At 64.8% G+C, this 26,934-nt stretch carries 21 protein-coding genes and 2 pseudogenes; 12 read left to right on the forward strand and 11 right to left on the reverse strand.

Annotated elements, in window-relative coordinates:
* The first annotated feature begins 425 nt into the window (after nucleotides 1–425).
* From QJT78_RS37140 to ybaK, 5 genes and pseudogenes are all read left to right on the forward strand, one after another.
* Nucleotides 426–2,079: pseudogene (locus QJT78_RS37140) on the forward strand (OFA family MFS transporter).
* Nucleotides 2,080–2,171: 92 nt separating this feature from the next.
* The gene (locus QJT78_RS37145; RefSeq protein WP_028150333.1) at nucleotides 2,172–2,447 is read left to right on the forward strand and encodes a hypothetical protein; all 276 of its coding nucleotides are present in this window, start codon (nucleotides 2,172–2,174) and stop codon (nucleotides 2,445–2,447) included.
* Nucleotides 2,448–2,600: 153 nt separating this feature from the next.
* Nucleotides 2,601–4,304, forward strand: a complete 1,704-nt coding sequence (locus QJT78_RS37150) for an NADH-ubiquinone oxidoreductase-F iron-sulfur binding region domain-containing protein (protein ID WP_038943986.1) — start codon at nucleotides 2,601–2,603, stop codon at nucleotides 4,302–4,304.
* Entirely contained in the window at nucleotides 4,301–7,069 is a 2,769-nt protein-coding gene (gene fdhF, locus QJT78_RS37155) for a formate dehydrogenase subunit alpha (protein ID WP_038943985.1), read from the forward strand. The genes QJT78_RS37150 and fdhF overlap by 4 nt, the downstream gene beginning before the upstream one ends.
* A 213-nt stretch (nucleotides 7,070–7,282) precedes the next feature.
* Nucleotides 7,283–7,756: a Cys-tRNA(Pro) deacylase gene (gene ybaK, locus QJT78_RS37160; protein ID WP_028150336.1), complete on the forward strand. Its 474-nt coding sequence runs from the start codon at nucleotides 7,283–7,285 to the stop codon at nucleotides 7,754–7,756.
* Nucleotides 7,757–7,766: 10 nt separating this feature from the next.
* On the opposite strand, the gene QJT78_RS37165 is transcribed toward ybaK, so the two are convergent.
* Nucleotides 7,767–8,450 carry a GntR family transcriptional regulator gene (locus QJT78_RS37165; RefSeq protein ID WP_028150337.1) on the reverse strand — a complete coding sequence of 228 codons (684 nt, stop codon included), beginning with the start codon at nucleotides 8,448–8,450 and terminating at the stop codon, nucleotides 7,767–7,769.
* A gap of 149 nt (nucleotides 8,451–8,599) precedes the next feature.
* Between QJT78_RS37165 and tcuA the strand changes: the two genes are divergently transcribed.
* The 4 genes from tcuA (at nucleotide 8,600) to QJT78_RS37185 (ending at nucleotide 11,891) form a co-directional block, all read left to right on the forward strand.
* Nucleotides 8,600–9,991, forward strand: coding sequence for an FAD-dependent tricarballylate dehydrogenase TcuA (gene tcuA, locus QJT78_RS37170; RefSeq protein WP_028150338.1), 1,392 nt, complete (start codon nucleotides 8,600–8,602; stop codon nucleotides 9,989–9,991).
* Nucleotides 9,978–11,084 (forward strand): tricarballylate utilization 4Fe-4S protein TcuB, encoded by a 1,107-nt coding sequence (gene tcuB / locus QJT78_RS37175; protein WP_028150339.1) that lies wholly within the window; start codon nucleotides 9,978–9,980, stop codon nucleotides 11,082–11,084. Before tcuA ends, tcuB begins: the two co-directional genes overlap by 14 nt.
* A 70-nt stretch (nucleotides 11,085–11,154) precedes the next feature.
* Entirely contained in the window at nucleotides 11,155–11,313 is a 159-nt protein-coding gene (locus tag QJT78_RS37180) for a DUF5993 family protein (protein ID WP_028150340.1), read from the forward strand.
* 11 nt (nucleotides 11,314–11,324) lie between these two features.
* Entirely contained in the window at nucleotides 11,325–11,891 is a 567-nt protein-coding gene (locus QJT78_RS37185) for a disulfide bond formation protein B (protein ID WP_038943984.1), read from the forward strand.
* On the opposite strand, the gene QJT78_RS37190 is transcribed toward QJT78_RS37185, so the two are convergent.
* The 3 genes from QJT78_RS37190 to QJT78_RS53245 form a co-directional block, all read right to left on the reverse strand.
* Nucleotides 11,884–12,579 (reverse strand): alpha/beta fold hydrolase, encoded by a 696-nt coding sequence (locus tag QJT78_RS37190; RefSeq protein ID WP_028150341.1) that lies wholly within the window; start codon nucleotides 12,577–12,579, stop codon nucleotides 11,884–11,886. The genes QJT78_RS37185 and QJT78_RS37190 overlap by 8 nt on opposite strands.
* Nucleotides 12,572–15,976 (reverse strand): acyl-[ACP]--phospholipid O-acyltransferase, encoded by a 3,405-nt coding sequence (locus tag QJT78_RS37195; protein WP_028150342.1) that lies wholly within the window; start codon nucleotides 15,974–15,976, stop codon nucleotides 12,572–12,574. The genes QJT78_RS37190 and QJT78_RS37195 overlap by 8 nt, the downstream gene beginning before the upstream one ends.
* 361 nt (nucleotides 15,977–16,337) lie before the next feature.
* On the reverse strand, nucleotides 16,338–16,604 hold the full coding sequence (locus QJT78_RS53245; RefSeq protein WP_028150343.1) for a hypothetical protein: 267 nt from the start codon (nucleotides 16,602–16,604) through the stop codon (nucleotides 16,338–16,340).
* Between the two features lie 51 nt (nucleotides 16,605–16,655).
* On the opposite strand from QJT78_RS53245, the gene QJT78_RS37200 reads away from it, so the two are divergent.
* On the forward strand, nucleotides 16,656–17,288 hold the full coding sequence (locus tag QJT78_RS37200) for a TetR/AcrR family transcriptional regulator (protein WP_028150344.1): 633 nt from the start codon (nucleotides 16,656–16,658) through the stop codon (nucleotides 17,286–17,288).
* A 13-nt stretch (nucleotides 17,289–17,301) separates the two neighbouring features.
* On the opposite strand, the gene QJT78_RS37205 is transcribed toward QJT78_RS37200, so the two are convergent.
* From QJT78_RS37205 to QJT78_RS37225, 5 genes are all read right to left on the reverse strand, one after another.
* On the reverse strand, nucleotides 17,302–18,951 hold the full coding sequence (locus QJT78_RS37205) for an autotransporter outer membrane beta-barrel domain-containing protein (RefSeq protein WP_240537655.1): 1,650 nt from the start codon (nucleotides 18,949–18,951) through the stop codon (nucleotides 17,302–17,304).
* A 26-nt stretch (nucleotides 18,952–18,977) separates the two neighbouring features.
* A complete protein-coding gene (locus tag QJT78_RS37210) occupies nucleotides 18,978–19,889 on the reverse strand; it encodes a hypothetical protein (RefSeq protein ID WP_244433223.1) in 912 nt (303 codons plus the stop codon).
* Between the two features lie 312 nt (nucleotides 19,890–20,201).
* Nucleotides 20,202–21,515 (reverse strand): GGDEF domain-containing protein, encoded by a 1,314-nt coding sequence (locus QJT78_RS37215; protein ID WP_028150345.1) that lies wholly within the window; start codon nucleotides 21,513–21,515, stop codon nucleotides 20,202–20,204.
* 246 nt (nucleotides 21,516–21,761) lie between these two features.
* Nucleotides 21,762–23,066: a nicotinate phosphoribosyltransferase gene (pncB, locus tag QJT78_RS37220; protein WP_028150346.1), complete on the reverse strand. Its 1,305-nt coding sequence runs from the start codon at nucleotides 23,064–23,066 to the stop codon at nucleotides 21,762–21,764.
* A gap of 80 nt (nucleotides 23,067–23,146) precedes the next feature.
* Nucleotides 23,147–24,076 (reverse strand): LysR family transcriptional regulator, encoded by a 930-nt coding sequence (locus QJT78_RS37225; RefSeq protein ID WP_028150347.1) that lies wholly within the window; start codon nucleotides 24,074–24,076, stop codon nucleotides 23,147–23,149.
* Nucleotides 24,077–24,172: 96 nt separating this feature from the next.
* On the opposite strand from QJT78_RS37225, the gene pcaH reads away from it, so the two are divergent.
* Nucleotides 24,173–24,955, forward strand: coding sequence for a protocatechuate 3,4-dioxygenase subunit beta (gene pcaH, locus QJT78_RS37230; protein ID WP_028150348.1), 783 nt, complete (start codon nucleotides 24,173–24,175; stop codon nucleotides 24,953–24,955).
* A gap of 4 nt (nucleotides 24,956–24,959) precedes the next feature.
* Entirely contained in the window at nucleotides 24,960–25,586 is a 627-nt protein-coding gene (gene pcaG, locus QJT78_RS37235) for a protocatechuate 3,4-dioxygenase subunit alpha (RefSeq protein ID WP_028150349.1), read from the forward strand.
* A gap of 24 nt (nucleotides 25,587–25,610) precedes the next feature.
* Here the strand turns inward: pcaG and QJT78_RS37240 are convergent, their stop codons facing one another.
* On the reverse strand, nucleotides 25,611–26,225 hold the full coding sequence (locus QJT78_RS37240) for an NYN domain-containing protein (RefSeq protein WP_028150350.1): 615 nt from the start codon (nucleotides 26,223–26,225) through the stop codon (nucleotides 25,611–25,613).
* 398 nt (nucleotides 26,226–26,623) lie between these two features.
* Nucleotides 26,624–26,911, reverse strand: a pseudogene (locus QJT78_RS37245) (helix-turn-helix domain-containing protein); the annotation flags it as partial.
* Between the last annotated feature and the right edge of the window lie 23 nt (nucleotides 26,912–26,934).

Genomic DNA, 26,934 nt, shown 5'->3' on the forward strand with positions numbered 1-26,934 from the left:
AGTCTCGGTCATGGCGTATCGCTCTCCTCGAGAGGTTCTGGCAGGCTCGTCACCCGCCTCGATACGCCGCCTTCCTCACACCGTCATCACCCAGATTCCGCCATAGCTCACGGTCACTCTGCCGATACCTACCTTTTGTCTATCGACATCAATCGTGGCTTCTGCCCCAATTGACAACCTCCGTGCAGGCGCGGAGGTTGAGTCTTGTCTGCGACACGCGGACGAAGGGGCGCACTCACAAAGCCTGCACGGTGTATCGGCATAGAGCCCCGCTCGAGGGGTTAACGACTCGGACGCGCGTGACGATCCTGGCGCGCGTTGGATGATTGTGCGGAGCAGCAGGGACAATTGGCTGCATCGCACCGGGCTGAGGACCGGGATCGTAGTGGCAGGCCGCTCAGAAGGGTGGCTTAGGGGAGGAATGCATGTCTTCAATTGAAAGCGCTGGGACACTTTCGGGCGCCGGCGCAGGTTTTCTTGATCGTGAGCGGACCATCGCGACCGCCGGGTTCAATCGCTGGCTGGTGCCGCCGGCTGCGCTCTGCATCCATCTCTGCATCGGCATGGCTTACGGCTTCTCGGTGTTCTGGTTGCCGCTGTCGCGCGCGATCGGACTGAACGCGCCAAAGGCCTGCGGGGATATTTCGCTGCTCCAGGAGCTGTTCACGACCAGTTGCGACTGGAAGGTCGCCAGCATGGGGTGGATGTACACGCTGTTCTTCGTGCTGCTTGGCATTGCGGCTGCGGTCTGGGGCGGCTGGCTGGAGCGCGTGGGTCCGCGCAAGGCCGGCTTCGTCTCGGCGCTGTGCTGGTGCGGCGGCCTCTTCCTCGGTGCGATCGGAATCTACACCCATCAGCTCTGGCTGCTGTGGCTGGGTTCGGGCGTGATCGGCGGCATCGGTCTCGGCCTTGGCTATATTTCGCCGGTGTCGACGCTGGTGAAGTGGTTTCCGGACCGCCGCGGCATGGCGACCGGCATGGCCATCATGGGCTTCGGCGGCGGCGCCATGATCGGCGCGCCGCTGGCGAACCTGTTGATGAACTACTTCAAGACCCCGACCTCGGTCGGCGTCTGGGAGACCTTCGTCGCGATGGGCGTCATCTACTTCGTGTTCATGATGATCGGCGCGTTCCGCTATCGCTTGCCGCCGCCCGGCTGGCAGCCCGAGGGCTGGACCCCGCCGTCCAAGGCCAACGCGATGATCTCGAAGAGCAACGTCCATCTCAACGACGCGCACAAGACGCCGCAGTTCTGGCTGATCTGGTGGGTGCTGTGCCTGAACGTGTCGGCCGGCATCGGCGTGATCGGCATGGCTTCGCCGATGCTGCAGGAGATCTTCGGCGGCAAGCTGATCGGCCTTCCGGATGTCGGCTTCAATGCGCTCGATGCCGGGCAGAAGGCGCAGATCGCCGCGATCGCCGCGGGCTTCGCCGGATTGCTGTCGCTGTTCAACATCGGCGGCCGCTTCTTCTGGGCGTCGCTGTCGGACAAGATCGGGCGCAAGAACACCTACTACACCTTCTTCATCCTCGGCATCGTGCTCTATGCGCTGGCGCCGACCTTTGCCGCGATGGGTTCGAAGCTGCTGTTCGTGCTCGGCTTCGGCATCATCCTGTCGATGTATGGCGGCGGGTTCGCCACCGTACCGGCCTATCTTGCCGACATGTTCGGGACCCAGTTCGTCGGCGCCATCCACGGCCGGCTGCTGACCGCGTGGTCCACCGCGGGCATCATCGGCCCCGTCGTGGTTAACTACATCCGCGAGTTCCAGCTCGCGGCAGGCGTGCCGCGCGACCAGCTCTACAACACCACCATGTACATTCTCTGTGCGATGCTGATCGCTGGCCTGATCTGCAACTACCTGATCAAGCCTCGATTCGAAGTGGCACATGAAGGAGGCCGATGTCGCCAAGCTGCAGGCGGCGAGTGCCAGCGCCGCCGCCGCGGGGCCGCACGGCTCCTACGGCATCGGGTTTGGCGGGCTTGACGCCAAGGCGGCGCTATTCTGGGCCGTCGTCGGTCTTCCCCTGCTCTGGGGTGTCTGGAAGACGCTGGAGAGCGCGGTCAAGATACTCTGATCGCCATCGAGACGGTCGCGGGACGCTCATCAGTGCGTCCCCCGGGGTTCGCCTTTCTAGACATCATCAAGAATGGGACTTAGGGGATTTAAATGCTTCGCACCCGAATTTGCCTTGCGGCCGTGTTGCTTGTTGCTGGTCTTCATGCCGCATACGCGCAGACCGCGACGACACCGGCGGCGCCCGCTGCAACGACCGAAGCCAAGCCGGGCAAGATCAAGCTCACCATGCAGAAGCTGAAGGACATGAAGGCCAAGTGGGCGGCCAACAAGCCGAAGCTCAAGGCCTGCCGCGCCGACGTGAAGTCCAAGGGCCTCGCTGGCGACGACCGCTGGTTCTACATCGAAGAGTGCATGAACAAGACGTGAGGCCGCGCCACAAATCGGGTCGATGAAGGGGCACGGAGCCGGGCCGGTTGCATGCCCCTTAAATGCTTATCGGGACGCATGAATTCTCTTGGCATCTGGTATGCCACAGGCTAGAGTTGGACTCGTTCTAAAGAAGAGATACGAGACGCATCGATGAGTCACGACGTGCACGAGGTCCGCCCGTTCGAACATCCGGGCGAGGGACGGAAGCGAGCCAAGGCTACGCCCAAGGGGCGGCAGGTCGATCCCACCGCCGCGCACGAAATCGAGCAGCTGCTCGGCGACAAGCCGCGGCGGCGCGATCTGCTGATCGAATATCTGCACCTGATCCAGGACAAGTATCACCAGATCTCGGCCGCGCATCTCGCCGCGCTCGCCGACGAGATGAAGCTCGCCTTCGCCGAGGTGTTCGAGACCGCGACCTTCTACGCGCATTTCGACGTGGTAAAGGAAGGCGAGCCTGATATCGCGCCGCTGACGATCCGCGTCTGCGATTCTCTCACTTGCGCGATGCTGGGCGGCGAGAAACTGCTCGCCGATCTGCAGAGCACATCGGGTCCGGGCATCCGCGTCGTGCGCGCGCCCTGCGTCGGCCGCTGCGATACCGCGCCGGCGGCTGAGGTCGGCCATAACTTCGTCGATCACGCGACCGTGGCCAATGTGATGGCGGCGGCGAAGGGCGGCGACACCCACGCGCATCTGCCTGAGTACGTTGGCTACGACGCCTATGTCGCCGGCGGCGGCTACAAGCTGCTCAATCGCGTGCGCTCGGGCGAATTGCCGAAGGACGATCTGTTGAAGGCGCTCGACGACGCCTCGCTGCGCGGCCTCGGCGGCGCCGGCTTCCCGACGGGCCGGAAATGGCGCGCAGTGCTGGGCGAACCCGGTCCGCGGCTGATGGCGATCAATGGCGACGAGGGCGAGCCCGGCACGTTCAAGGACCGCGTCTATCTCGAAAGCGATCCGCATCGCTTCATCGAAGGCATGCTGCTCGGCGCGCATGTCGTGCAGGCCTCCGACATCTACATCTATCTGCGCGACGAATATCCCGCATCGCGCGAGATCCTCGAGCGCGAGATCGCAAAGCTTCCGCCGGGCGGTCCGACGCTGCACATGCGCCGCGGCGCCGGCGCCTATATCTGCGGCGAGGAATCCTCGCTGCTCGAAAGCATCGAGGGCAAGCGCGGGCTGCCCAGGCACAAGCCGCCTTATCCGTTCCAGGTCGGCCTGTTCGGCCTGCCGACGTTGATCAACAACATCGAGACGCTGTGGTGGGTGCGCGACATCGTCGAGAAGGGCGCGGACTGGTGGAAGGGCAATGGCCGCCATGAGCGTCACGGCCTGCGCAGCTTCTCGGTCTCGGGCCGCGTCAAGAACCCCGGCATGAAGCTGGCGCCCGCCGGCATCACCGTGCGCGAATTGATCGACGAATATTGCGGCGGCATGGCCGACGGGCATCAGTTCTACGCGTACTTGCCGGGCGGCGCGTCGGGCGGCATCCTGCCGGCGTCCATGGATAACATCCCGCTGGATTTCGGCACGCTGGAGAAATACGGCTGCTTCATCGGCTCGGCGGCGATCGTGATCCTGTCGCAAAAGGACAGCGTGCGCGCGGCCGCGCTGAACCTGATGAAGTTCTTCGAGGACGAGAGCTGCGGCCAGTGCACGCCGTGCCGTGTCGGAACCCAGAAGGCGGCGCAGCTGATGCAGAAGCCGGTCTGGAACCGCGCACTTCTGGAAGAATTGAGCCAAGCGATGCGCGATGCATCGATCTGCGGGCTCGGACAGGCGGCATCGAATCCGCTGGCTACCGTGATCAAATATTTCCCTGACGAGTTCAAGGAAGCGGCCGAATGACCAAGATTACGTTCGAACTCGACGGCAAGCAGGTCGAGGCCAAACCCGGCGAGACGATCTGGCAAGTTGCAAAACGCCAGGGCCGCGAGATTCCGCATCTGTGCTATTCGCCGGCGCCCGACTACCGCCCCGACGGCAATTGCCGCGCCTGCATGGTCGAGATCGAGGGCGAGCGCGTGCTCGCCGCGTCCTGCAAGCGCACGCCGTCGGTCGGCATGAAGGTGAAGACCGAATCCGCGCGTGCGGTGTCCGCGCAGAAGATGGTGATGGAGCTGCTCGTCGCCGACCAGCCGGCGCGCGAGACCTCGCACGATCCGGATTCGAAGTTCTGGCATTGGGCCGAGACCACAGGCGTCACCGAAAGCCGCTTCCCCGCCGCCGAGCGCTGGGCGACCGACGCCAGCCATCCGGCGATGCGTGTCAACCTCGACGCCTGCATCCAGTGCGGCCTCTGCGTGCGCGCCTGCCGCGAGGTCCAGGTCAACGACGTCATCGGTATGGCGTATCGCAGCCATGGCTCGAAGATCGTGTTCGACTTCGACGATCCCATGGGGGAGTCCACCTGCGTTGCCTGCGGCGAGTGCGTGCAGGCCTGCCCGACCGGTGCGCTGATGCCGGCCGTCATGCTGGATGAGAAGCAGACCCGTGTCGTCTATGCCGACAAGAAGGTGGATTCGCTCTGCCCGTTCTGTGGCGTCGGCTGCCAGGTGACCTACGAGGTCAAGGACGAGAAGGTGATCTATGCGGAAGGCCGCGACGGCCCGGCCAATCACAACCGTCTCTGCGTCAAGGGCCGGTTCGGCTTCGACTACATCCACCATCCGCATCGTCTGACCAAGCCGCTGGTGCGGCTGCCGAATGCGAAGAAGGATTCCAACGATCAGGTCGACCCGGCCAATCCCTTCACGCATTTCCGCGAAGCGAACTGGGAAGAAGCGCTCGACATCGCGGCCAAGGGCCTCGTCAAGATCCGCGACGAGAAGGGCGTGAAGGCGCTGGCCGGCTTCGGCTCGGCCAAGGGCTCGAACGAAGAGGCCTATCTGTTCCAGAAGCTGGTGCGCACCGGCTTTGGCTCGAACAATGTCGACCATTGTACGCGGCTGTGCCACGCCTCGTCGGTGGCGGCGCTGTTCGAAGGCCTGAGCTCGGGCGCGGTGTCGGCGCCGTTCTCGGCGGCGATGGATGCCGAAGTCATCATCGTGATCGGCGCCAATCCGACCGTGAACCATCCGGTCGCCGCGACCTTCATCAAGAACGCGGTCAAGCAGAACGGCGCTAAGCTGTTCGTGATGGATCCGCGCCGGCAGACGCTGTCGCGCCATGCGACCAAGCATCTGCAATTCAAGCCGGGCTCCGACGTCGCCATGCTGAATGCGATGATCAACACGATCATCACCGAAGGCTTGACCGACGACCAGTATATCGCCGGCTACACCGAGGGATTTGAGGACCTCAAGGAGAAGATCAAGGAATTCACGCCGGAGAAGATGGAGGCGATCTGCGGCATCCCGGCGCAAACGCTGCGCGAGGTTGCGCGCACCTATGCGCGGGCAAAGTCGTCGATCATCTTCTGGGGCATGGGCATCAGCCAGCATGTCCACGGCACCGACAATGCGCGCTGCCTGATTGCGCTCGCGCTGATCACCGGCCAGGTCGGCCGCCCCGGCACCGGTCTGCATCCGCTGCGCGGCCAGAACAACGTGCAGGGCGCCTCCGACGCCGGCCTGATCCCGATGTTCCTGCCGGATTATCAGCCGGTCAGCCGCGACGATCTGCGCGGCAATTTCGAAAAACTGTGGCACCAGGATCTCGATCCCGTCCGCGGCCTGACCGTGGTCGAGATCATGAACGCGATCCATGCCGGCGAGATCACGGGCATGTATATCGAGGGCGAGAATCCCGCGATGTCCGATCCCGATCTCCAGCATGCGCGCCAGGCGCTCGCCATGCTCGATCATCTCGTCGTGCAGGATCTCTTCGTCACCGAGACCGCGTTCCACGCCGACGTCATCCTGCCGGCCTCGGCCTTTGCGGAAAAGGACGGCTCCTTCACCAACACCGATCGCCGCGTGCAGCTCGCGCGCCAGGTGATCAAGCCGCCGGGCGATGCGCGGCAGGATCTCTGGATCATCCAGGAGATCGGCAAGCGGATGGGCCTGCCCTGGAATTACTCCGGCCCCGGCGACGTCTACACCGAGATGGCGGAGTTGATGCCCTCGCTCAAGAACATCAGCTGGGAGCGGCTGGTGCGCGAAGGTGCCGTGACCTATCCGGCCGATGATCCGAACAAGCCCGGCAACGAGATTATCTTCACCACGGGCTTCCCGACCGCGAGCGGCCGCGGCAAGATCGTGCCGGCCAAGGTGATCCCGCCGGATGAGCTGCCCGACGCCGAATATCCGATGGTGCTCTCGACCGGCCGCGTGCTCGAGCATTGGCACACCGGCTCGATGACCCGCCGCGCGCAGGTGCTCGACCAGATCGAGCCGGAAGCGGTCGCGTTCATGTCGCCGAAGGACATGCACCGGAAGAAGCTCGCGCCCGGCGATTTCATCCGGCTGGAGACCCGCCGCGGTGCGGTCGAGGTCAAGGTCCGTTCCGACCGTGATGTGCCGGAGAACATGGTGTTCATGCCGTTCTGCTACGCGGAGGCGGCGGCCAACCTGTTGACCAACCCGGCGCTTGATCCCTTCGGCAAGATCCCGGAGTTCAAGTTCTGCGCGGCCAGGGCCGAGCGCGCGGAGTTGCGGGACGCGGCGGAGTAGGGCTCCGTCGTCATCGCGCGCGAGGCTTGCCACACAAACCGCTGTCATCGCCCGCGAAGGCGGGGCATCCAGTACGCCGCGGCCCATCGATTTAATCACAACTGTCTCGGAGTACTGGATCGCCCGGTCAAGCCGGGCGATGACAGTGATTGTGTGGCGCCGGCTTGCCCTACACCGCTTCGCCGCCGGCTATGACGGTGGTAAACACCGCGCATGTCCAAAGTCACCCCAGCCACCCGCGCGCTCACGGCCGCCGGCGTTGCCTTCACTGTCCACACCTACGACTACGATCCTGACGCCGAGAGCATCGGGCTCCAGGCGGCGTCGGCCCTCGGGGAGGATCCGGCGCGCGTGCTGAAGACGCTGATGGCGCTGGTGGACGGCAAGCCGATCTGCGTCGTCGTCCCGTCCGACCAGGAAGTCTCCATGAAAAAGCTCGCCGCTGCCGCGAGCGGCAAGTCGGCGCAAATGATGAAGCCGCCCGAGGCCGAGCGCGTCACCGGCTACAAGGTCGGTGGCATCAGCCCCTTCGGGCAGCGCAAACCGGTGCGCACCGTGATCGAGCAGAGCGCGCTCGCGCATGATCAGGTCTATCTCAACGGCGGCCAGCGCGGCTTGCAGGTTCGGCTGAAGCCGGGCGACGTGCGCGATGTCCTGAAGGCGGTCGTCGCGGATGTGCTCGCGTGAGCGCCGCGCGCTACTGCTTCTGCAGTAGCTTGAGCCGGCAGCGCAACGCCTCGCGGATATGCGCCCGCGCAAGCTGCTCGGCCTTGTCGCCGTCGCGCGCGGCGATGGCGTCGATGATGGCCTGGTGCTCGCCGTGGCTGGTCGAGGGACGGCCTGTCACCGTGAAGGTGGTCGGGCCCAGCAGCGCGATCCAGTCCTGCAATTCGCGCGAGGCGTTGTCGAGATAGCGGTTGCGCGCGGCGCGGCAGATGGCTTCGTGGAAGGCGCGGTTGAGCCGCGCCATCTCGGCAGCGTTTGACGCCGACGCTTCGACAAAGGCCTGCTCGATATCCCTGAGTGCGTCGACTTCGGGAGTGGAGGCGTGCCCGGCGGCCAGGCGCGCTGCAGCACCTTCCATGATCTCGCGCATGGCGTAGAGCTCGAGCACCTCGGAAATGTCGAGGTCGCGCACGATCAGCCCGCGCCCGCCGGCGGGTTCGACGAAGCCGCGGGCCGCGAGACGGCTAAGCGCCTCACGGACCGGCGTGCGGCTGACCTTGAGCCGCTGCGCGACTTCCTCCTCGCGCAGGCGGTCGCCGGCGCGGTAACTGCCGGCCTGGAGCGCCTCGCACAGCGAGCGGAACACGGCTTCGCCCAGTGCCACGCCGCCGCCGCGTGTGATCGATCCGCCTGACTTTGCCACGCGCTTGGCCATGTTCCCTCGCGGCGCATCCTGCCCATGCAGAGATGCCACTTGCACCGCCGATGTATATCTTTGTATACAAAGGTACGCAATGGCCGCCTGGGTCGATCGGGGTCCTCGGCGGCAGAATGTCTCTAACTTCGTCGCATCGGGCAGACGGGATGAGCAGCAAATACGACGTGTTGGTGATCGGCGGCGGCAATGCGGCACTTTGCGCGGCGATCTCGGCGCGCCGCGGCGGTGCCTCGGTGCTCGTGCTGGAGGGCGCGCCAAAATTCTATCGCGGCGGCAACACCCGCCACACCCGCAACATGCGCTGCGCCCATGACGCCGCCACCGAAATCCTCACCGGCCCCTACACCGAGGAGGAGTTCTGGGAGGATCTGCTGCGCGTCACCGGCGGGCAGACCGACGAGGTGCTTGCGCGGCACATGATCCGCGAATCCAAGGACATCCTGAACTGGATCGTGGAGCAGGGCGTGCGCTGGCAGCCCTCGCTCGGCGGCACGCTGAGCCTTGGCCGGACCAACTCCTTCTTTCTCGGCGGCGGCCGCGCGATGCTGAACGCGCTCTATCTCACCGCCGAGCGGCTCGGCGTCGATGTCGAGTACGACGCCGAGGTCACCGATCTCGTGATCGAGGACGGCATGTTCCTCGCCGCGCGCCTCAAGCAGCCGATCAAGGGCGAAAGCGAGATCCGCGCGACGTCGCTGGTCGCCGCGGCCGGCGGGTTCGAGGCCAACATCGAATGGCTGAAGCAATATTGGGGCGAAGCCGCCGACAATTTCCTGATCCGCGGCACGCCCTATAATCGCGGCTCGATCCTGAAGATGCTGCTCGACAAGGGCGTGCAGGAGGTCGGCGATCCTACCCAGTGTCATGCGGTCGCGATCGACGCCCGTGCGCCGAAATTCGACGGCGGCATCATTACGCGCCACGACTCCGTCGTGTTCGGCATCGTCGTCAACAAGCATGCGCAGCGCTTCTACGACGAGGGCGAGGACATCTGGCCGAAGCGCTACGCGATCTGGGGCCGGCTGGTCGCGGCGCAGCCCGACCAGATCGCCTACATCATCTTCGATTCGACCGTCGTCACGAGCTTCATGCCGACGCTGTTCCCGCCGATCGCCGGGCAGACCGTCGCCGAGCTCGCCGGCAAGCTCGAGCTCGATCCGGCTGCGCTGGAGAAGACCATCACCGAGTTCAACGCGGCCGTGCGGCCCGGCACCTTCGATCACACCATTCTGGACGACTGCGTGACTGAAGGCATCACGCCGCCGAAGACGCATTGGGCACGCAAAATCGAGACGCCGCCTTATCTCGCTTATCCGGTGCGGCCCGGCATCACCTTCACCTATCTCGGCACGCGCGTGAACAAGGAGGCGCGGATGCTGATGGCCGACGGCAAGCCGTCCGCCAACATGTTCGCGGCCGGCGAGATCATGGCCGGCAACGTGCTCGGCAAGGGCTATGCGGCCGGCATGGGCATGACCATCGGCAGCGTGTTCGGGCGGATCGCAGGACGGGAAGCGGCGAAACATGCACGGAACTAGAATTCTGGACGAAGCCGACCGTCTGATGACGGTCTGCAATTCCTGCCGCTATTGCGAGGGGCTTTGCGCGGTATTTCCCGCCATGGAGATGCGGCGCGCCTTCTCCGATGGAGATCTCAACTATCTCGCGAACCTCTGCCATTCCTGCGGCGCCTGCTACGTCGACTGCCAGTTCTCGCCGCCGCACGAGTTCAACGTGAACGTTCCGAAGACGCTTGCGGTTGCGCGTGCCGAGTCCTACGCGGCCTATGCCTGGCCGCAGGCGTTGTCCGGTGCCTTCGCCTGCAACGGGCTCGTCATCAGCGTCATCGCCGCGCTCAGCATGGCCGCCTTCATCCTCGGTTTCGCGGCCTTGAACGACCGCAGCGTGCTGTTCGGCGTTCATACCGGGCCGGGTGCCTTCTACAAGCTGATGCCGCACAACGCGATGGCCGCATTGTTCAGCGCCGCCTTCCTCTACGCGATCCTCGCGCTGGTGATGAGCGTGCGTACCTTCTGGCGCGACATCGGCACCCCCATTGGCGGTCGCGCCGACGGCGGTTCGATCTTCCAGGCGATCCGCGATGCCGGCGAACTGCGCTATCTCCACGGCGGCGGTGTCGGCTGCTACAACGAGGACGACAAGCCGACCGACCGGCGCAAGCTTTTCCACCACCTGACGTTCTACGGTTTTCTGCTGTGCTTCGCCGCGACGTCGGTGGCGACGCTCTATCACTACCTCTGGAGCCGCGAGGCGCCGTATCCGTGGTGGGATCTGCCCGTGGTGCTGGGTACGCTCGGCGGCATCGGTCTCATCGTCGGTCCGATCGGGCTCTTCGCCGCGAAGATGCGCCGTGATCCGGCGCTGCTCGACGAGAACCGCTACGGCATGGACGTCGGCTTCATCGCCATGCTGTTCCTGACCGGCTTCACCGGCATGGCGCTGCTAGTCCTGCGCGAGACCGCGGCCATGGGGCCGCTGCTGGCCCTGCATCTCGGCGCAGTCTTCGCGCTGTTCATCACCATGCCTTATGGCAAGTTCGTGCACGGCATCTATCGCTTCGTGGCGCTGGTGCGTTATGCGCAGGAGCGGCGCAGCGAAGCCGGCTCTTGAGAGGCACGCGCGGCTGACGTATCTCTTGGGCGTTCGCGCACAACGCGAATCGCTTTGGGAGCCCGCGCTCATGTACATGTTTCTGCCTTTTCTGCTGGCGCTCGCGGGCTGCGCGAGTGTCTGGCGTTCGCGCGCGGGACTGAGCTATGCGCCCTGGAGCGCGACAGTCGTGGTCACCGTCGCATGGTTCTTCCACCACGCGACCGATCCGCTCAAATTCTCGTTCTGACGGTGGCCGAGATGAGCACTGCAGAGCTGAGCGAGCAACGGCCGGTCGGCGCGATCCTGAACATGCTTGGGCTGCTCGGGATCTCGTTGATCCTGACGGTGGCCTTCACCTATCAGCTTGCGCTCGGTGAGCTGCCTTGCCCGCTCTGCCTGTTGCAAAGGGCCGGGTTCATCGCGGTCGGCATGGGGTTCCTGTTCAACCTGCGCCTCGGCGAACGCGGGTCTCATTGCGCGATGATCCTCGTGGCCAGCCTCGTCACCGGCTTCATCTCGATGCGGCAGGTGTCGCTGCATCTTGCGCCCGGTGATCCCGGATACGGCTCGGCGCTGTTTGGGTTGCACTTCTACACCTGGGCGCTGATCGCGGCGATCGGGATCGTGTGTTATGTCGCGCTTGTCTTCGTCCTGAAGGATCTGACCGGCAAGCGAAACGGGGACGCGCCTTTGAACGGTGCGGCATCGAACACGGTCTTCACGATCTTTGCATTGCTGGTTGCCGCCAATCTCTTGTCCACGGTGCTGGAGTGCGGCGCGGGTCAGTGCGACGACAACCCGGTTCGCTATCTCCTGCTCAAGTGATCGGATTGAAGCGGCCGTCGTGCAGGAACGCGATCGTCTGCTCGATGGCGACGGTATTTCGTGGAAGTCCGGTGTGCGATGCGTTGACGACGATGTGGTCGGTCATGTCGGCCAATTTCGCGCTTTCGACTGAGACCCGTCCGTCATTGGGCCGCGGCAGGACAAAGGCCGAGGCGATTGGTGCGATGGTGCGGCATCCCGCGATGACGCCGATCGCATAATCGGGAGGCGGCAGGGTGGCGAGCACAGGGGGCTGGGCCGTCGAAAGTTGCGAGCCGGCCGGACCGAAAACAGCGCGGTAGAGCGAGAGGTCCTTCAGGAGATCGGCGACTTCACTGCCGCCGTTGGGCGTGCCCAGCATCACGACGCGGCCGAGCCGCGGCGGTCGATATCGCGCGATGTAAACCCTCGTGAGCAACCCGCCCATGGAATGGGCGACGAAGTGGATAGCGCCGTCGCATTGCGCTGCGAACGCGGCGACGGGCGCGTGGATGTCTTCTGCAAGCTCCTCGAGCGGCTTCTTGCGGCTGGGGTAGTCGAGATTGAGCGTGGCGAAGCCGTGACGCTGCAACGCTCGATCCAGCTTCTTCAGCGTCCAGGAACCGACGCCGATGCCGTGAAGTAGCACCACGCCGTCGCACCGGGCTTCCGCCGGAGCGACGGCCGTGGGCTTGTCGTCTTTATGCAACCTCGCGCTCCGGCGAGGAGGCCTGCTCGCGGGCCATCGTCGTTGCCGTGACATAGTCGGTCTTGCCGGTGCCGAGCAACGGCACCTTGTCGACCACCATGATCGCCGCGGGCACGGTCAGCTCGGATGCGCCGATCGCCTTGGCCTGGCCCTGCATCGCGCTGCGCTCGGCGGTCTTCTCCGTCGTCAGCAGCACGATGCGCTCGCCCTTGCGCTGGTCGGGGATCGACACGGCGACCGAGGCGGCCTGCGGCCACAGCGCCGTCGCGATGCTCTCGACCGCCGACAGCGAGACCATTTCGCCCGCGATCTTGGCGAAGCGCTTGGCGCGGCCCTTGATGGTGATGAAGCCGGCCGGGTCGATCGCCACGATGTCGCCGGTGTCGTGCCAGCCCTCGGCGAGCGGCTCGAGCACGCCGGGGTTTTCGGCCCTGAGATAACCGAGCATCACGTTCGGTCCGCGCACCGAGAGGCGTCCGCCTTCCTCGATGCCGGGGACCGGATCGAGGCGGCTTTCCATCAGCGGTGACAGGCGGCCGACGGTGCCGGGACGGTTGGCCATCGGCGTGTTCATCGCCAGCACCGGCGCGGTCTCGGTGACGCCGTAGCCTTCGAGGATGCGGATACCGTAGCGCTCCATGAACACCTGACGTGTACGATCCTTCACCGCCTCCGCGCCGGCGATCACGAGGCGCAGCGTGCGGAAATCGTAGGCATGCGCCGAGCGGGCGTAGCCGGTGAGGAAGGTGTCGGTGCCGAACAGGATCGTGGCGCCGGTCTGGTAGATCAGCTCCGGCACGATGCGGTAGTGCAGCGGCGAGGGGTACATGTAGATCGGAATGCCCGCGAGCAGCGGCATCATCATTCCACCGGTCAGCCCGAAGGAGTGGAACACCGGCAGCACGTTGAACACCTTATCATTGGCGTTGGCATCGACCCGCGCCAGCGCCTGCGCCGCATTCGCAAGGATGTTGCGGTGGGACAGCACCACGCCCTTGGGCGTGCCTTCCGAGCCCGAGGTGAACAGCACGACGGCCGGATCGTTGGCCTGGCGGGCGACGCGCGGTGCGGTGCCGGCGAGCAGACCCTTGATCTTGTCGGCGGTGCCGATCGTGGCGCGGACATCCTCGAGATAGACGACGCGCGCCTCGCCGGAGATCGCGGCCATCAGTTTGTCGAGCTTGCCCTTCTCGATAAAGGCCTTCGAGGTCAGCACGGTCTTGACCTGCGCGGCCTTCATGGCGGCGAGGACGTTGACCGGGCCGGCCGAGAAGTTGAGCATGGCCGGGACCCGGCCGATGCTTTGCAGCGCCATGAAGACGACGGCGACGCCCGCGGAATTCGGCAGCAGCACGCCGACGTTTTCGCCGGCCACCGTGCCGGTCTCGAGCTTGCGGCTCAAGACCTGCGCGCCGAGGATCAGCTTGCGATAGGTCAGCTTGGTGCCGAGCGCGTCCTCGATGATGACCTTGCCGGTATCGCGGTCGCGATAGGCATGTCCGAGCGCTTCGAACAGGGTGTGGTCGAGCATGGCGTTCTTGACCATGGCGTCGATCATCACGTCCTGGAGTGCAGCGCCCGCGGCATTGCGGCGCGCCTTGCCCTTTAGCGCCGGATCGACCGGAAGCTTGACTGGCGGCAGGATCGTGACCGTCACCCGCGGAAACCAGGAGCGCTTGATCTGGCTGGAGTTGAGGTAGCTGAGATGCGAGCGCTGCGCGCCTTCGATACGGACGGGCACGACCACGGCGTCGGCCTTGTCCGCGATCATCGCGGTGCCGTCATAGACCTTCATCAGCGAGCCGGAGACGGTGATGCGTCCTTCCGGGAAGATGACCACCGGCTCGCCGGCGGCAACCAGCTTGATCAGGTCGCGCGCGGCCAGCGGCTTGGTCGGGTCCATGGTGTAGTGCTTGACGACGCGCAGGAACGGCTTGGCCCACCAGGCCTTGGAGATGCCGGTATCGACAGCGAAGCTCGCATCGATCGGCAACACGGCGTGCAGCAGCGGGCCGTCGATCAGGCTGACATGGTTGGGGGCGATCAGCATGCGCGTGCCGGCAGGCGGCAGGTTCTCGAGCCCGCGAACCTCGGTGCGGAACAGCGCGCGGAACAGCAGCCCGCCGAAATCGCGCACGCCTTCCTTGCCCCACTTGGTCAGCACGAACCACACCGCGCCGAAGCTGGCGACGCCGAGGCCGAAGAAGATCCAGCCGACGTGCAATCCGCCCGCCTGCAACAGCGCGACGAACAGCGAGCCGACCACCATGAAGGCGGCCTGCAGCACGTTGCCGGCGGCGATGATGCGGGCGCGCTCGGACGGTTGCGACCAGGCCTGGACGGCAGCAAATGACGGAACGACGAACAAGCCACCGCCGAATGCGAAGGCGACGAAGTCGATCAGCATGCGCAGGCCGGCGAACGAGGTTGCGAAGTCGACTGCGGCGATGTCCTGCTCCTTGGCGGTCACACCGATGGCCCAGGCGAGATCGAGGCCGGCAAACCCCATGATGATCGCGCCGATCGGCACCAGCGCGAGGTTCGGGCGGACGTGGCTCAGGCTGGCCGCGAACAGCGAGCCGATGGCGATGCCGATCGCGAAGGTCGCAAGACACAGCGTCACCACGCCTTCGGTGCCACCGACGACCTCCTTGACCAGCGCCGGCAGCAGCGACAGCACGATGGCGCCGACCAGCCAGAACCACGAGACGATCACGGTGCCGTCCCACAGCCGGTTGTCCGCGTACAGCGTCTTCAACAGGCCGAGCGTCGAGGTCCAGGGATTGCCGTTGACGGGCAGGTCGGGGGCAGATGGCGTGGTCTGCGGAATGCGGGAGGCGAAGGCCCAGGACAGCAGGGCCAGCACGACCACGGCCGATGCAACCCAGCCCATATGCGCGGAGCCGGCCACGAACTGGCCGCCGGCGACGGTGCCGAGCAGGATGGCCATGAAGGTGGCGCCTTCGACCAGCGCGTTGCCGGTCGCGAGCTCTCCGAGCTCGAGCTGGTCCGGCAGCATGGCGTATTTCACGGGGCCGAACAGGGCGGCGATGGTGCCGAACAGCGCGAGCGCCGTGAACAGCAGCGGCACCGAGTGCAGGAAGAAGCCGGCGGCGGCAAAGGCCGCAGCAAAGATCTCGGCGAATTTGAGCCGCCGCGCGACGACGGATTTGACGTATTTGTCGGCGAGCTGGCCGCCGAGCCCCGACAGGATGAAATAGGGGAAGATGAAGACGGCGCCTGCGACCGTCACCAGCGCGTCGCCGTGACCGGTTGCGGCACTGTAAAGCAGAATGATGACGAGTGCGTTCTTGAGCACGTTGTCATTGAGCGCCGAGAAAAATTGCGCCCAGAACAGCGGCGCGAAGCGGCGTGACGACATCAATTCCCTGATCATGACAAGTCCTGTTTTGGGAAAGCAGCCTGAGATTGTTGCGTTGTCGGTGAGGCGTCACGACCGGAAGCTTACGGAGCGAACGATGGCTGGATGACGACGGTCGCCGGCCTGCTCTGTCCCCTCGACCCTTCCGATCCTGTTGGTCTCCAAATGGTCTCGTTAGGTTCGCAAATATCTGGTCGCAGCCGTGGTTCGGACGGACCGGCCGCGCTTTTCCGGATACCGCGCAGAGCGATGAGGAAAAGTTGAACCGCATCGCCAAAGGCCGCGACATCGGTTGCGAATGTCGGGACATGGTAAGTCCTTCCTTGCAACCGGGTCTTGCATTCGAGCCGACCGGAACGTCCCGGGTGCGCGCGCCTCACGTGAGATGAGCGAGGTGGCGAAAGGGCGAGAGGCGGCTGAGCAGGCTGAACCGGCGGCCCGCGTGACGGCTACCGGCGCGGCTCGCCCGCCACATCCGGAAGGTCGCGCGGCGCTCGGTGAGCACGCCGGCGATGTCGCAGGCATTTGCGATGCGATCGACCGGCGCCATCACGAACTTCAGGACGGCCCGGCCAAGGCCAGTCACGAGAGCCGCGGCGTCATCGACGAAGGTGGAGGCGATATCAACAGCGAGGGTTTGCATTTTGCAGATCTCCGGGTTAATTTGAACAATGTTCACATGAGTAGCTTGAAAATGAACAATGTTCAAGAAGAATCGCCGCGCGATCAGAAAAAAAATCGGCGGAGGCTCCTGATCCTGGAGATCGCCCGCGGCATTATTTCAGCTAAGGGGCTGAGATCATTGAAGGTTCGTGACGTTGCGGAGGCTGCCGGCTGCTCGGTAGGCAGCGTCTATAACGAGTTCGGCGACTTCGACGGGGTGATCCTGACGGTCAATCGGGAGACGGTTCAGGCGCTCACGGTGCGGCTTGGCGAGGTCCCGGGGGAAGATCCCGTGCGCCAGCTCTACGGGCTGGCCGCGACCTATCTCGAATTCTTCGCCGAGCACGCAAACCTGTTGCGCTCGTTGTTCGAGCATCGGATGGAGGACGACCGCCCTTATCCCGACGACATCCTTCAGATGGTGATGGACGCGTTCGCGTTGATGCATCCACCCCTGGTGCGGCTGCTACCGGATGCGGACGACGTGCGGATCGCGCTGCTGTCGCGCACGCTGTTTTCCGCCGTGCACGGAATCATCTCGCTCGGCCTCGAGGAGCGCATGGTGGCGGTGCCGCCCCAGATGCTGCGCCAGCAGGTCGAGCAATTCGTCGATACGCATCTCGCCGGCCTCGGGATCGTGCCGGTCGGCGCGCGGTCGCCTTGAGGAAGCCAAGCGGCTACCACGCGTATCGCAGGCTCGCGGTGCCGGAATAAGTGGTGCTGCGCGCCGCGAACTCGCCGTCGAACTTCGCCGACAGGGCAACGCCGTTCGAAAACTTCAGCTCGGCACCGGCAGATGCGAGCGCGGTGTTCTTTGCCGGCGTTGCGCCATTGACGATGAAGCTCGCGCCGGGCAGCGCCTGGAATGCGGCGACGAGCGCCGGGTCGCTCACCCAATCATGGGCCCAGGCCGCGCGGCCGCGCAACGTGAGGACCGAATTCGGCGTGACCAGCGTCGCGCGATCGAAGCGCGCGCCGAGCTCGCTCCGTGCGTCGGAGGCCGTGCGTCCCTGATAGGTCAGGCCAAAGCCGCTGCCGGCCAGCTCGGCCTCGGTATAGGTCGGTGTGCGAAAAGCCTGCGCCTGCGCCGCCGCATATGGCGTGAAGCCGCCAATCGGCGTGGCGAAGCGATAGCCGCCCTCGATGCGGCCTCCGACGGTTTGCGCGTCGAATTTGGCGGTGAGCTGGTTGCCGAACGGTGCGAGCCGGTCTGTCGACATCCAATGATTGGCCACGGCGAGAGAGGCGGCGAAATAGGCCGGCCCTGTACGCACGGCGGTGTAGACGCCGGCCTGGATTGCATCGCTCTTGCCGCCGCCGATCGCCTGCGCGAGGTCCCATTTGGTGCCGCCGCCCGACAGCGCGAAACCGACCAGCGCATCGCGGCCGAAATGATAATCGGCGCCGACCGCGACGCCGCCGGCGCGCGCGCCGAGGTCGTGACTGCCTATCACGACGGAGTCGCCGCTGGTGCGGTTGGTGCCGCCGAACGCCGTGCCCCAGGCCGTCCAGCGCTCAGCAAAGGCCGGCGCTTTCACGGCCGGCGTCCCCAGCACCTTGTTGTAGGCGAGGGCGATATCGTCCGGCAGCGCGGCGCGTTCTGGGCTGAAGCCGAATGCCGTGTCGCCGGTGCTCATGCCACTGCGTCCACCTACGAACGGATCAAGCATGAGGCCGAGGAATTGGCTCGTGAACTGGAAGGCGCCCTGCTGGGCGCCGGTGGCGGCTTCACCCGAAAGCTGGTCCAGACTGTAACGGAGTTGGGCGTCGCTCTGGCCTGCGAAGGAGGAGAGGAAAGGCAGGTTGGGACCGAACGCGCTCAAGGCGCCGGCCACGGCCTTCTGGTCTTGCGTTTGGGCGAGGGAGAGGAATGCGGCGTTGTTGTAGTTGAGCGTCAGGAAGACGCTGAACCCGTCATAGCTGAGGGAGGAAGCGAAGAGCTGCGGATTGTATCCGCTGACAGTGACGCCCGAGAAGCTGCCGATGACGCCAGTCGTCGTGCTGAGGATCGTGTATTGCGTCGAGGGGTTATAGGCGCCCGCAAGCGTGGTGACGGCGACGGTGCCGCCGTTCAACGCTGCGCTGACCGCGAGGATCTTCTCGGATTGTCCGGTAGCGGTGACGGAGATCGCGTAGGTCGAACCGGCATTGAACGTGACGTTGCCAGAGCTCGTCAGCGTACCGAGATTGCCGGGCAAGACCGTGCCGCCCGATAGCACCGTGATATTGCCGACGGCGCCGGTACCGCTGAGGATGCCCCCGCTGACGGTCGTGGCGATGTTGGGCATCGAGCCGTTCACCTCGAGGGTGCCGGCCAGGATATTCATGCTCGCGATCTCGGTCGTCGAACCGTTCATCGTCCAGGTGGAGCTGCCGGTCTTTTCCAGCGCCTCGAATTCCCGGAACTGACCGGCAGCACCGAATATGCTGAGATTGAACGCTGCGTTGGCAGTCCCGCCCAGGCGCAGCGTGTCCGTTCCGTTGCCGCCGAGGACCCATCCCGTGATCTCGATCCCGCTCGCAACTCGAAGACGTCGTTGCCTCCCTTCAGGTCGGCAGCCGTGCTGACGCCACCGCTGATGATCGTGCCTGAGTTGATGATGGTGTCCTGATTGGCCGAGCCGATGATTGCCGTGCCCGAGGCACTCGATATCGTGCCGGCGTTGTTGAAGACGTTGCCGTCTGCCGCGCCGCTCAGATCGACGGCCGCGACATTGATGGCATGGACAAAGCCGCTCGACAGGATGTTCGCCTGATTGTTCGCCGACCCGGCACCGATGCTGATGCTGATGGCTCCGGTAACGCCGTTTCCGACCGTACCGCCGATCACGATGATGTTGTTGCTCGAATTGGCCAGTGCGAGCCCCGACGTGCCGAGGCTCGATGACCCAACCATGGCGCCGGCATCCACTGTGATGGTGTTGCCGCCGCCGCCGATCACTGCAATGCCGTCGCTGTTGGCAGAGGTGACGGTTGCGTTGCCGAAGACCTTGACCGCGCTATTGGATGCCGCCTCGAGGACAACGCTGGCAAAGGTCGGGTCGTTCACGGAGGTCGCGGTGCCGTCACCAATGTTGACGGTGACGCCGCTGACCACGGGCGCCGTCTTGACCTGGGTGTTGCCCGCTCCGGTGCAGGTGATGGAATCGCCTGACTGCAGCGCTGCCTGCGCGCCGCTTCCGGTCACCACACAGGCCGCCTCTGCCGGCGTCGCGAGCCACGGCAGCGCGCCACCTGCGGCAAGGGTGCCGATCGCGGTGCTCAAGAGAAACGCATGCCGCCGACACGTCTTCGCGCGACGGATCCGGGGCGGGGGCAACAAACCATTCCAGGGCACCTGCAAACTCCTCTTTCGGCACGGTCCGGGCGGAATTCGGACCGCAACGTTGGCTGGTGCCATGCTTAGCGGGGGAGGTTCCGGCCATCGTGGATCAGCGCGCAAAGCGGTGTGGCGGAAAGCGAAAGGCGCAGTTTTTTTGGGAGCAATGTGGCCGCGGCGTCACACAGCTTCGCCGTCGCGACGCCGTTGGACGATGTCTGCAAACGGATGCCGGGGTTGAAAGAGCGGCGGCGCCTATCAGCCTCGCGCTGCGACGGCCTCGCGCGGACGGGCTGCAACGACGACGACGTCCGGTCTGCCGTTGTCGACCTGCACCCGGTTGCGCCCCTTTTCCTTGGCGCGGTAGCAGGCGGCATCCGCGCGCCGCATGGCGTCCTCGAGCGTGGTGTTGCCGTCCGCGATACAGGCGACGCCGATGCTGGCGGTCACCGCGAAGCAATGATCGTCCCAGGCGAAGGTGAACAGCTCGAGCGACCTGCGCAGGCGTTCGGCGATATCGACGGTGGTCGAGGGCGAGCACTGCGGCAGGATCAGGCCGAATTCGTCGCCGCCGAGCCGGGCCACCAGATCATGCGGCCCCCGGTCCTGTTGCAGCAGGCGCGAGACCTGGCAGAGCAGGCGGTCGCCGGCGAGGTGGCCGCAGGTGTCGTTGACGCCCTTGAATTGGTCGAGGTCGAGCAGGATCAGGCCCAGCGAGCCCGCCGCGGTGGTGTCCAGCACGCTTTGCAGGCGCGCCTCGAAGGCGCGGCGGTTGGACAGGCCGGTCAACCAGTCGTGCGATGCCTGCCAAGCCAGGCGCTCCTTCTCAGCATGCAACGCGTCCTCGAACGCCTGACGTTGCAGCATCAAGCGCCGCGTGTGCCAGATCAGGAGCAGGATCAGTGTCGCGGCCGCCACGATGTTGATGCACGTCAGCGTTACCTTGATGGCGCGCGAGCCTTCGCCGAGGACAGTCGAGAACCGCTTTGCATGCACCGTGAACTGCGTGTTGAGCTCCGAGAGCCGCGACGATAGCAGCCGCAGGCGGTCGCGGTCCTCAATGGGTCCGTGCACCAGCTCGGACCGGATGACCTCGCCGAACACGCTGAGCTCCAGCAGCATAGGATCGGTGGCCGCCCACTCGTGGATCGCTTCCTGGAGAAAGCTGACGCGGCTGAAATAGCGGAACAGCCAGATCAATCCCGGAACGTCATCGGGATGGTTGCCGCCTTGCAGAAACCCGACGCGGGCGGCCTCGACGTCGACCGGATCGCGCTCGAGTGCCCAGCGCGCGAACTCATCGCCGATGGGAACGGCAAGGGACGCCTGGTAGTGGGTGAACTGGCTCGGTTCGCCTGAATGCAGATAGAGATTGAGGAAATAGACGGCGTTCTTCTGTGACCGCGACCACATCGCTTCGCCCGCGACATAGGCGCGGACCGATGACATCACCTCGAGGCTGAATCCCGCGATCGTTGCCTGGAGCACGACGACCATCACGAATGGCGAGACAAGTTTGATGACGTGAAGGAAACTACGCCCCTTCGTCGACGTCGCTGTTCTGCGAAACACCCTGCATTCCCCAAATCGATCAACGACCCCACCGGAGCGTCGCGCCTGCAACGCCAAGTAGAGGGGAAAGTTGCTTAACTCGACCCCAAAGACGCAGGCGACTGCACCGCAGGGTGAAAGCGTCGTGAAGCGGATGGCCGCAGATCGTTGCAAATGCCGACGAACCGGAACCGATGCGGTCGTGGCGAACCAATGCCTCGCATTCATCCTGCGCGGTTTACCTGATCGAGAGAGTTTGGTCCGGCGCTAGACCAGCACCGGCTTGCGCACCCGGCCGGCGTCGCCGAACACGCGCAAATAGCGTTCGATCTCGGAGGGCATGCCGGTCGCCTTCTCCGGATTGTCCGAGAGCTTGACGGCCGGGTGGCCGTCAACCGACGACACCTTGCAGACCAGCGAGATGGGATCGAGATTGAACGAGCCGTCCGGCGGGCAGCCGACGAAATCATTGGTGAGGTTGGTGCCCCAGCCGAACGAGAGCCGCGAGCGACCGGAGAAGTGGTGATAGGTCTCCTCGATCGAGCCGACATCCATCGCATCGGAGAAGACGAGCAGCTTGTCCTTGGGGTTGCGGCCCTTCTTTTCCCACCAGGCGATGATCTCCTCGCCGGCCTGGATCGGTGGCGCGCTGTCGGGGCGGAAGCCGGTCCAATCGGCGACCCATTCCGGCGCATCGCGCAGGAAGGATTTGGTGCCGAAGGCGTCGGGCAGCGCGATCAGGAGATTGCCGCCATAGGTCTGGCGCCATTGGTCGAGAATGCGATAGGGCGCCCAGCGCAACTCCTCGTCGTCCTTGGCAAGCGCGGCCGCGACCATCGGCAGCTCATGCGCATTGGTGCCGATGGCTTCGAGATCATTGTCCATCGCCAGCAGCACGTTGGAGGTGCCGATGAAGGACGGGCCAAGGCCTTCCTTCACCGCCTCGACGCACCAGCGCTGCCAGAGGAAGCCATGGCGGCGGCGGGTACCGAAGTCAGAGAGCCGCAAATTCTCGAGCTGGCGCAGCCGCTCGACCTTGGTCCACAGCTTGGCCTTGGCGCGGGCATAGAGCACGTCGAGCTCGAAGCGGCCCCGGCCCTTCATCGCGGCGCGCGATCGCAACTCGTTGAGGATGGCGAGCGCCGGAATTTCCCACATCGTGGTGTGGGTCCAGGGACCGTGGAAATGCAGCTCGTACTGGCCCTCGACCTTGCGCAGCTCGTATTCGGGCAGCCGGAATTCGGCCAGCCAGCGGATGAAGTCCGCCGAGAACATGTGGGTCTTGCCGTAGAAGGTGTTACCGGCAAGCCAGATCAGCTCTTTCTTGGCGAAGCGGATGGTGCGGGCGTGGTCGAGCTGAGCGCGCAGCTCGCCCTCGTCGATGATCTCGGCCAGCCGCACATGGCGCGAACGGTTGATGACCGAGAAGGTCACCCGCTGATCCGGATAGTCCTCCCGAATCATCTGCAACATCAATAGCTTGTAGAAGTCGGTATCCAGCAGGCTGCGGATGATGGGGTCCAGCCGCCAGCTATGATTGTAGGTCCGGCTCGCAATATCGGTCACTGTCATGGGGCAATTCTAGCGTGGCGGCCCTCGCGCAACCAGTGGGTTTGGCGAAGGGCAGACTTCCCTGAAACCGTAACCGAGGCTCAGTCTCCGGCCGCCGTTGCCGCCACGGTTTCGAGCTGGCCGCGGATCCAGCGATGGGCCGGGTCTTTCTGATAGCGCTGGTGCCAGACCATGAACATCGGCAGCTCGGCCAGCGTCTTTGTCCGCGACGCCAGCGGAATCGGTACATGCGCGAAACCGCGCATCACACCGGAGGCGAGCAGGCTCGGCATGCTCGCCAGCATCTGCGAGCCGCGCAGGAAGGGCGGCACGCCGGAAAAGCTCGGCACGGAGATGGCGATGTCACGCAGAAAGCCGTTCGCTGCCAGCCGGCGGTCGAAGTCGAGCCGCTCGTTGTCGGTATAGACCACCGTGATGTGGCGTGCCGCGAGATAGGCACTGCGGCCGGCCGGCGCGGTGCGCGCCTTGGGATCGAAGTAGCAGACGTAATGGTCGCTGAGCAGCCGCTTCTGCACGATGTCCACGCCGGATGGCGGCAGCGGCGTGACCATGAGATCGCAGCGGTTTTCGCGCAGCATCGCAGGCGACGGCGACTGCGATGGGATCACGCGCAGGTTCAGGCTCCCGACCTGTCCCGCGACATGATCGAAGAACCGCGGCAACAGCAGATCGCGCTGGAAATCATTGGCGGCGATCGTCAGCGAAAGCTGCGCGCGCGCCGGCTCGAAGGTGACGCCGCCGGCAAAGCTGCGCATCTCGTCGATCAGCGCCCGCGCTTTCGCAGCCAATGCCTGGGCGTGGGCGGTGGCGACGATGCCGCGGCCGGATTTGGCAAACAGCGGATCGCCCGCGATCCGCCGCAGCTTGTTCAGCCCGTGGCTGACCGCCGATTGCGTCAGACCAAGCCGCGTTGCTGCCGCCGTGACCGAGCCTTCCTCCAGCACGGCAAGGAACAGTTCGAGAGCGTGGCCGTCGAGCGCCAAATGATCGATTTCCTTCATGTAATTCATTATAATCGATCTATTTATCTTGAGAATAGATCGTCCCATGATCTCCCGATAAGCCGCGCCCCCCAAACCCGGGCGCCACAGGGAGAGACAACGCCGATGAACGTCCAGGCGCCAGCCTTGCAGGATCCCCGCCTCAACCGACCCGAGCCGTTCATCCCGCGCGACGGCGGCTTCTTCCAGCGCGACCGCTCGATCCATCCGCCGGCGCATTCGCCCGGCTACAAATCCTCGGTGCTGCGTTCGCCGCGCCAGCCGCTGCTGTCGATCGAGAACTCGGTCTCGGAGATCACGGGTCCGGTGTTCGGCCACAACGATCTCGGCCCGCTCGACAATGATTTGATCCGCAACTACGCCAAGGATGGCGATCCCGTCGGCGAGCGCATCATCGTCCATGGCCGCGTGCTCGACGAGACCGGCCGCGGCGTGCCGAACACGCTGGTCGAGTTCTGGCAGGCCAATGCCGGCGGCCGCTACCGGCACAAGAAGGACACCTATCTCGCCCCGATCGATCCGAATTTCGGCGGCTGCGGCCGCGCGCTGAGCGACGACACCGGCTACTATTATTTCCGCACCGTGAAGCCGGGCCCCTATCCCTGGCGCAACTTCGTCAACAGCTGGCGTCCCGCCCACATCCACTTCTCGGTGTTCGGCTCGGGCTTTGCGCAGCGGCTGATCACCCAGATGTATTTCGAGGGCGATCCCCTGATCCCGGTCTGTCCGATCCTGACGACGATCCCGGACAAGGGCGCGCTCGACCGCCTCGTGGCGCCGCTCGACCTCAACGCCTCGACGCCGTTCGACTCGCTCGCCTACCGCTTCGACATCGTGCTGCGCGGCCAGCGTTCCACCTATTTCGAAAATCGCACCGCGGGGAACTGAGCCAATGCCGCAGCCGCTCAACTATCTCAAGGAAACCGCCTCGCAGACCGCCGGGCCCTACGTTCATATCGGCCTGATCCCGGCCATGGCCGGCTTCGACATTTTTGAGAAGAACTTTTCTAACGTGCTGGTGACGCCGAACACGCCAGGCGAGCGCATCACGCTGGAGGGCAAGGTGTTCGACGGCAGCGGCACGCCGCTGCGCGATGTGCTGCTCGAAATCTGGCAGGCCAACGCAACCGGCCGCTATAACCATCCGGCCGATCGCCCGGCCAGCCCGGTGGACGAGGAGTTTCGCGGCTGGGGCCGCGCCGGCTCCGATTTCGAGAGCGGGTTGGTGACGTTCGAGACCATCAAGCCAGGTGCCATCATCGACAAAGCGGGCCGCAAATGCGCGCCGTACGTCAATATCTGGATCGTCGCGCGCGGCATCAACATCGGTCTCAATACGCGACTCTATTTCTCCGACGAAGAAGCCGCGAATGCCGCCGACCCCGTGCTCAACCTGGTCGAGCCGCCGGTGCGGCGCGCGACGCTGATCGCCACGCGCGGTGAGCGCGCCGGCAAGGTCGTGTACTCCTTCACGATCAATCTGCAGGGGGCGGAGGAGACAGTGTTCTTCGACGTCTGACAATCCGGCGGTCGTCCCGCAAGATCATTCCACCTGGTCGCCTCGATTGATCGATCCGCGCGTGGTGGCTTGCGGTGGTTGCTGGCGCATCTCGCGCGATCCCGGCCGCTCGACCGGGGCGCGCCCCACTCTTGGCTTCAGCTCCGTCAAATCGATGAAGACGTCAGCCTGCCGGCGCAGTTCGTCGGCCACCATGGGAGGCTGGCTCGCAAGCGTGGAGACGACCGTCACGCGGACGCCGCGGCGTTGCACGGCTTCCACCAGTGAACGAAAATCCCCATCGCCCGAGAACAGCACGATCTGATTGACGTGCTCGGCGAGTTCCATGGCATTCACGGCGAGTTCCACATCCATGCTGCCCCTCATCTTGCGGCGGCCGGTCGTGGCGTCAACGAACTCCTTGGCGAGCTTGGTCACGACGGTGTACCCGTTATAGTCGAGCCAATCGATCAATGGGCGGATTGACGAGTATTCCTGATCCTCGCTCACGGTCGTGTAGTAGAAGGCTCGCAGCAGCGTACCTCGGCCGTGAAATTCGCCGAGCAGGCGCCTGTAGTCGATATCGAAACCGAGCGCCTTGGTGGCGGCATAGAGATTGGGGCCATCGATGAAGACCGCAATCTTCTCAAGCGAAGACATTATGCACTAATCCCCAGTTCCGCATTGAAGCCGGCAGGTTCAGCCGCCAGGGCTGTGTGCCGGCCGGAAAACGCCGAAGCCGCCGATGGCCCGCGGAAAAAGGCGGCGCAGACGGCCGGAGGGGGGCCGTCCCGCGCCAGTTAAGGGAGGTTGCTGCTATCAGCGCCAGGATTCCGAATGCAGTCACGTTAAGGCGTGCACATGCCACGCTCAATTGTACGGAGGTAAACGGCACGTATCCAAAGGGTTGGATGCTCTATACGAAGGTAAGTGGCGCGCCGTTCGGATCTCGGCAGCCCGGCGCGATCACGGATACGGCCGGCCGCAAATGCGCGCCGCGCGTCGATGTCTGGATTGTTGTGCGCGCCCGAGGACCGGCTCTTCGACGTGGGATGGCCTCAAGCTTCGCCGCCATGGAGCTGGGCGCGAAAGGCGCGCGGCGACAGGCCGGTGGCTGCGGCATAGACGCGGCTGAAATAGGCGGGATCCTCGAAGCCGAGCGCGTAGGCGATCGTCGAGACCGGCAAATTGGTGTAGACGAGGTTGCGACGCGCCTCGCGGATCAGCCGGTTGAGGATCAGGTGCGAGGCGGTGTCGCCGGAGCTATGGCTGATTTTGGGTGACGCGGCCTGATCAGGCGGCGTGGCTTTCAGTGTTCGGAATGACTTCGATTCCGTCGATGAACTTTACACCGGCGATGACTTTCGGC

It is taken from the genome of Bradyrhizobium sp. Mp27, from assembly GCF_029953005.1.
In the GTDB taxonomy this organism is placed as follows: Bacteria; Pseudomonadota; Alphaproteobacteria; order Rhizobiales; family Xanthobacteraceae; genus Bradyrhizobium; species Bradyrhizobium barranii.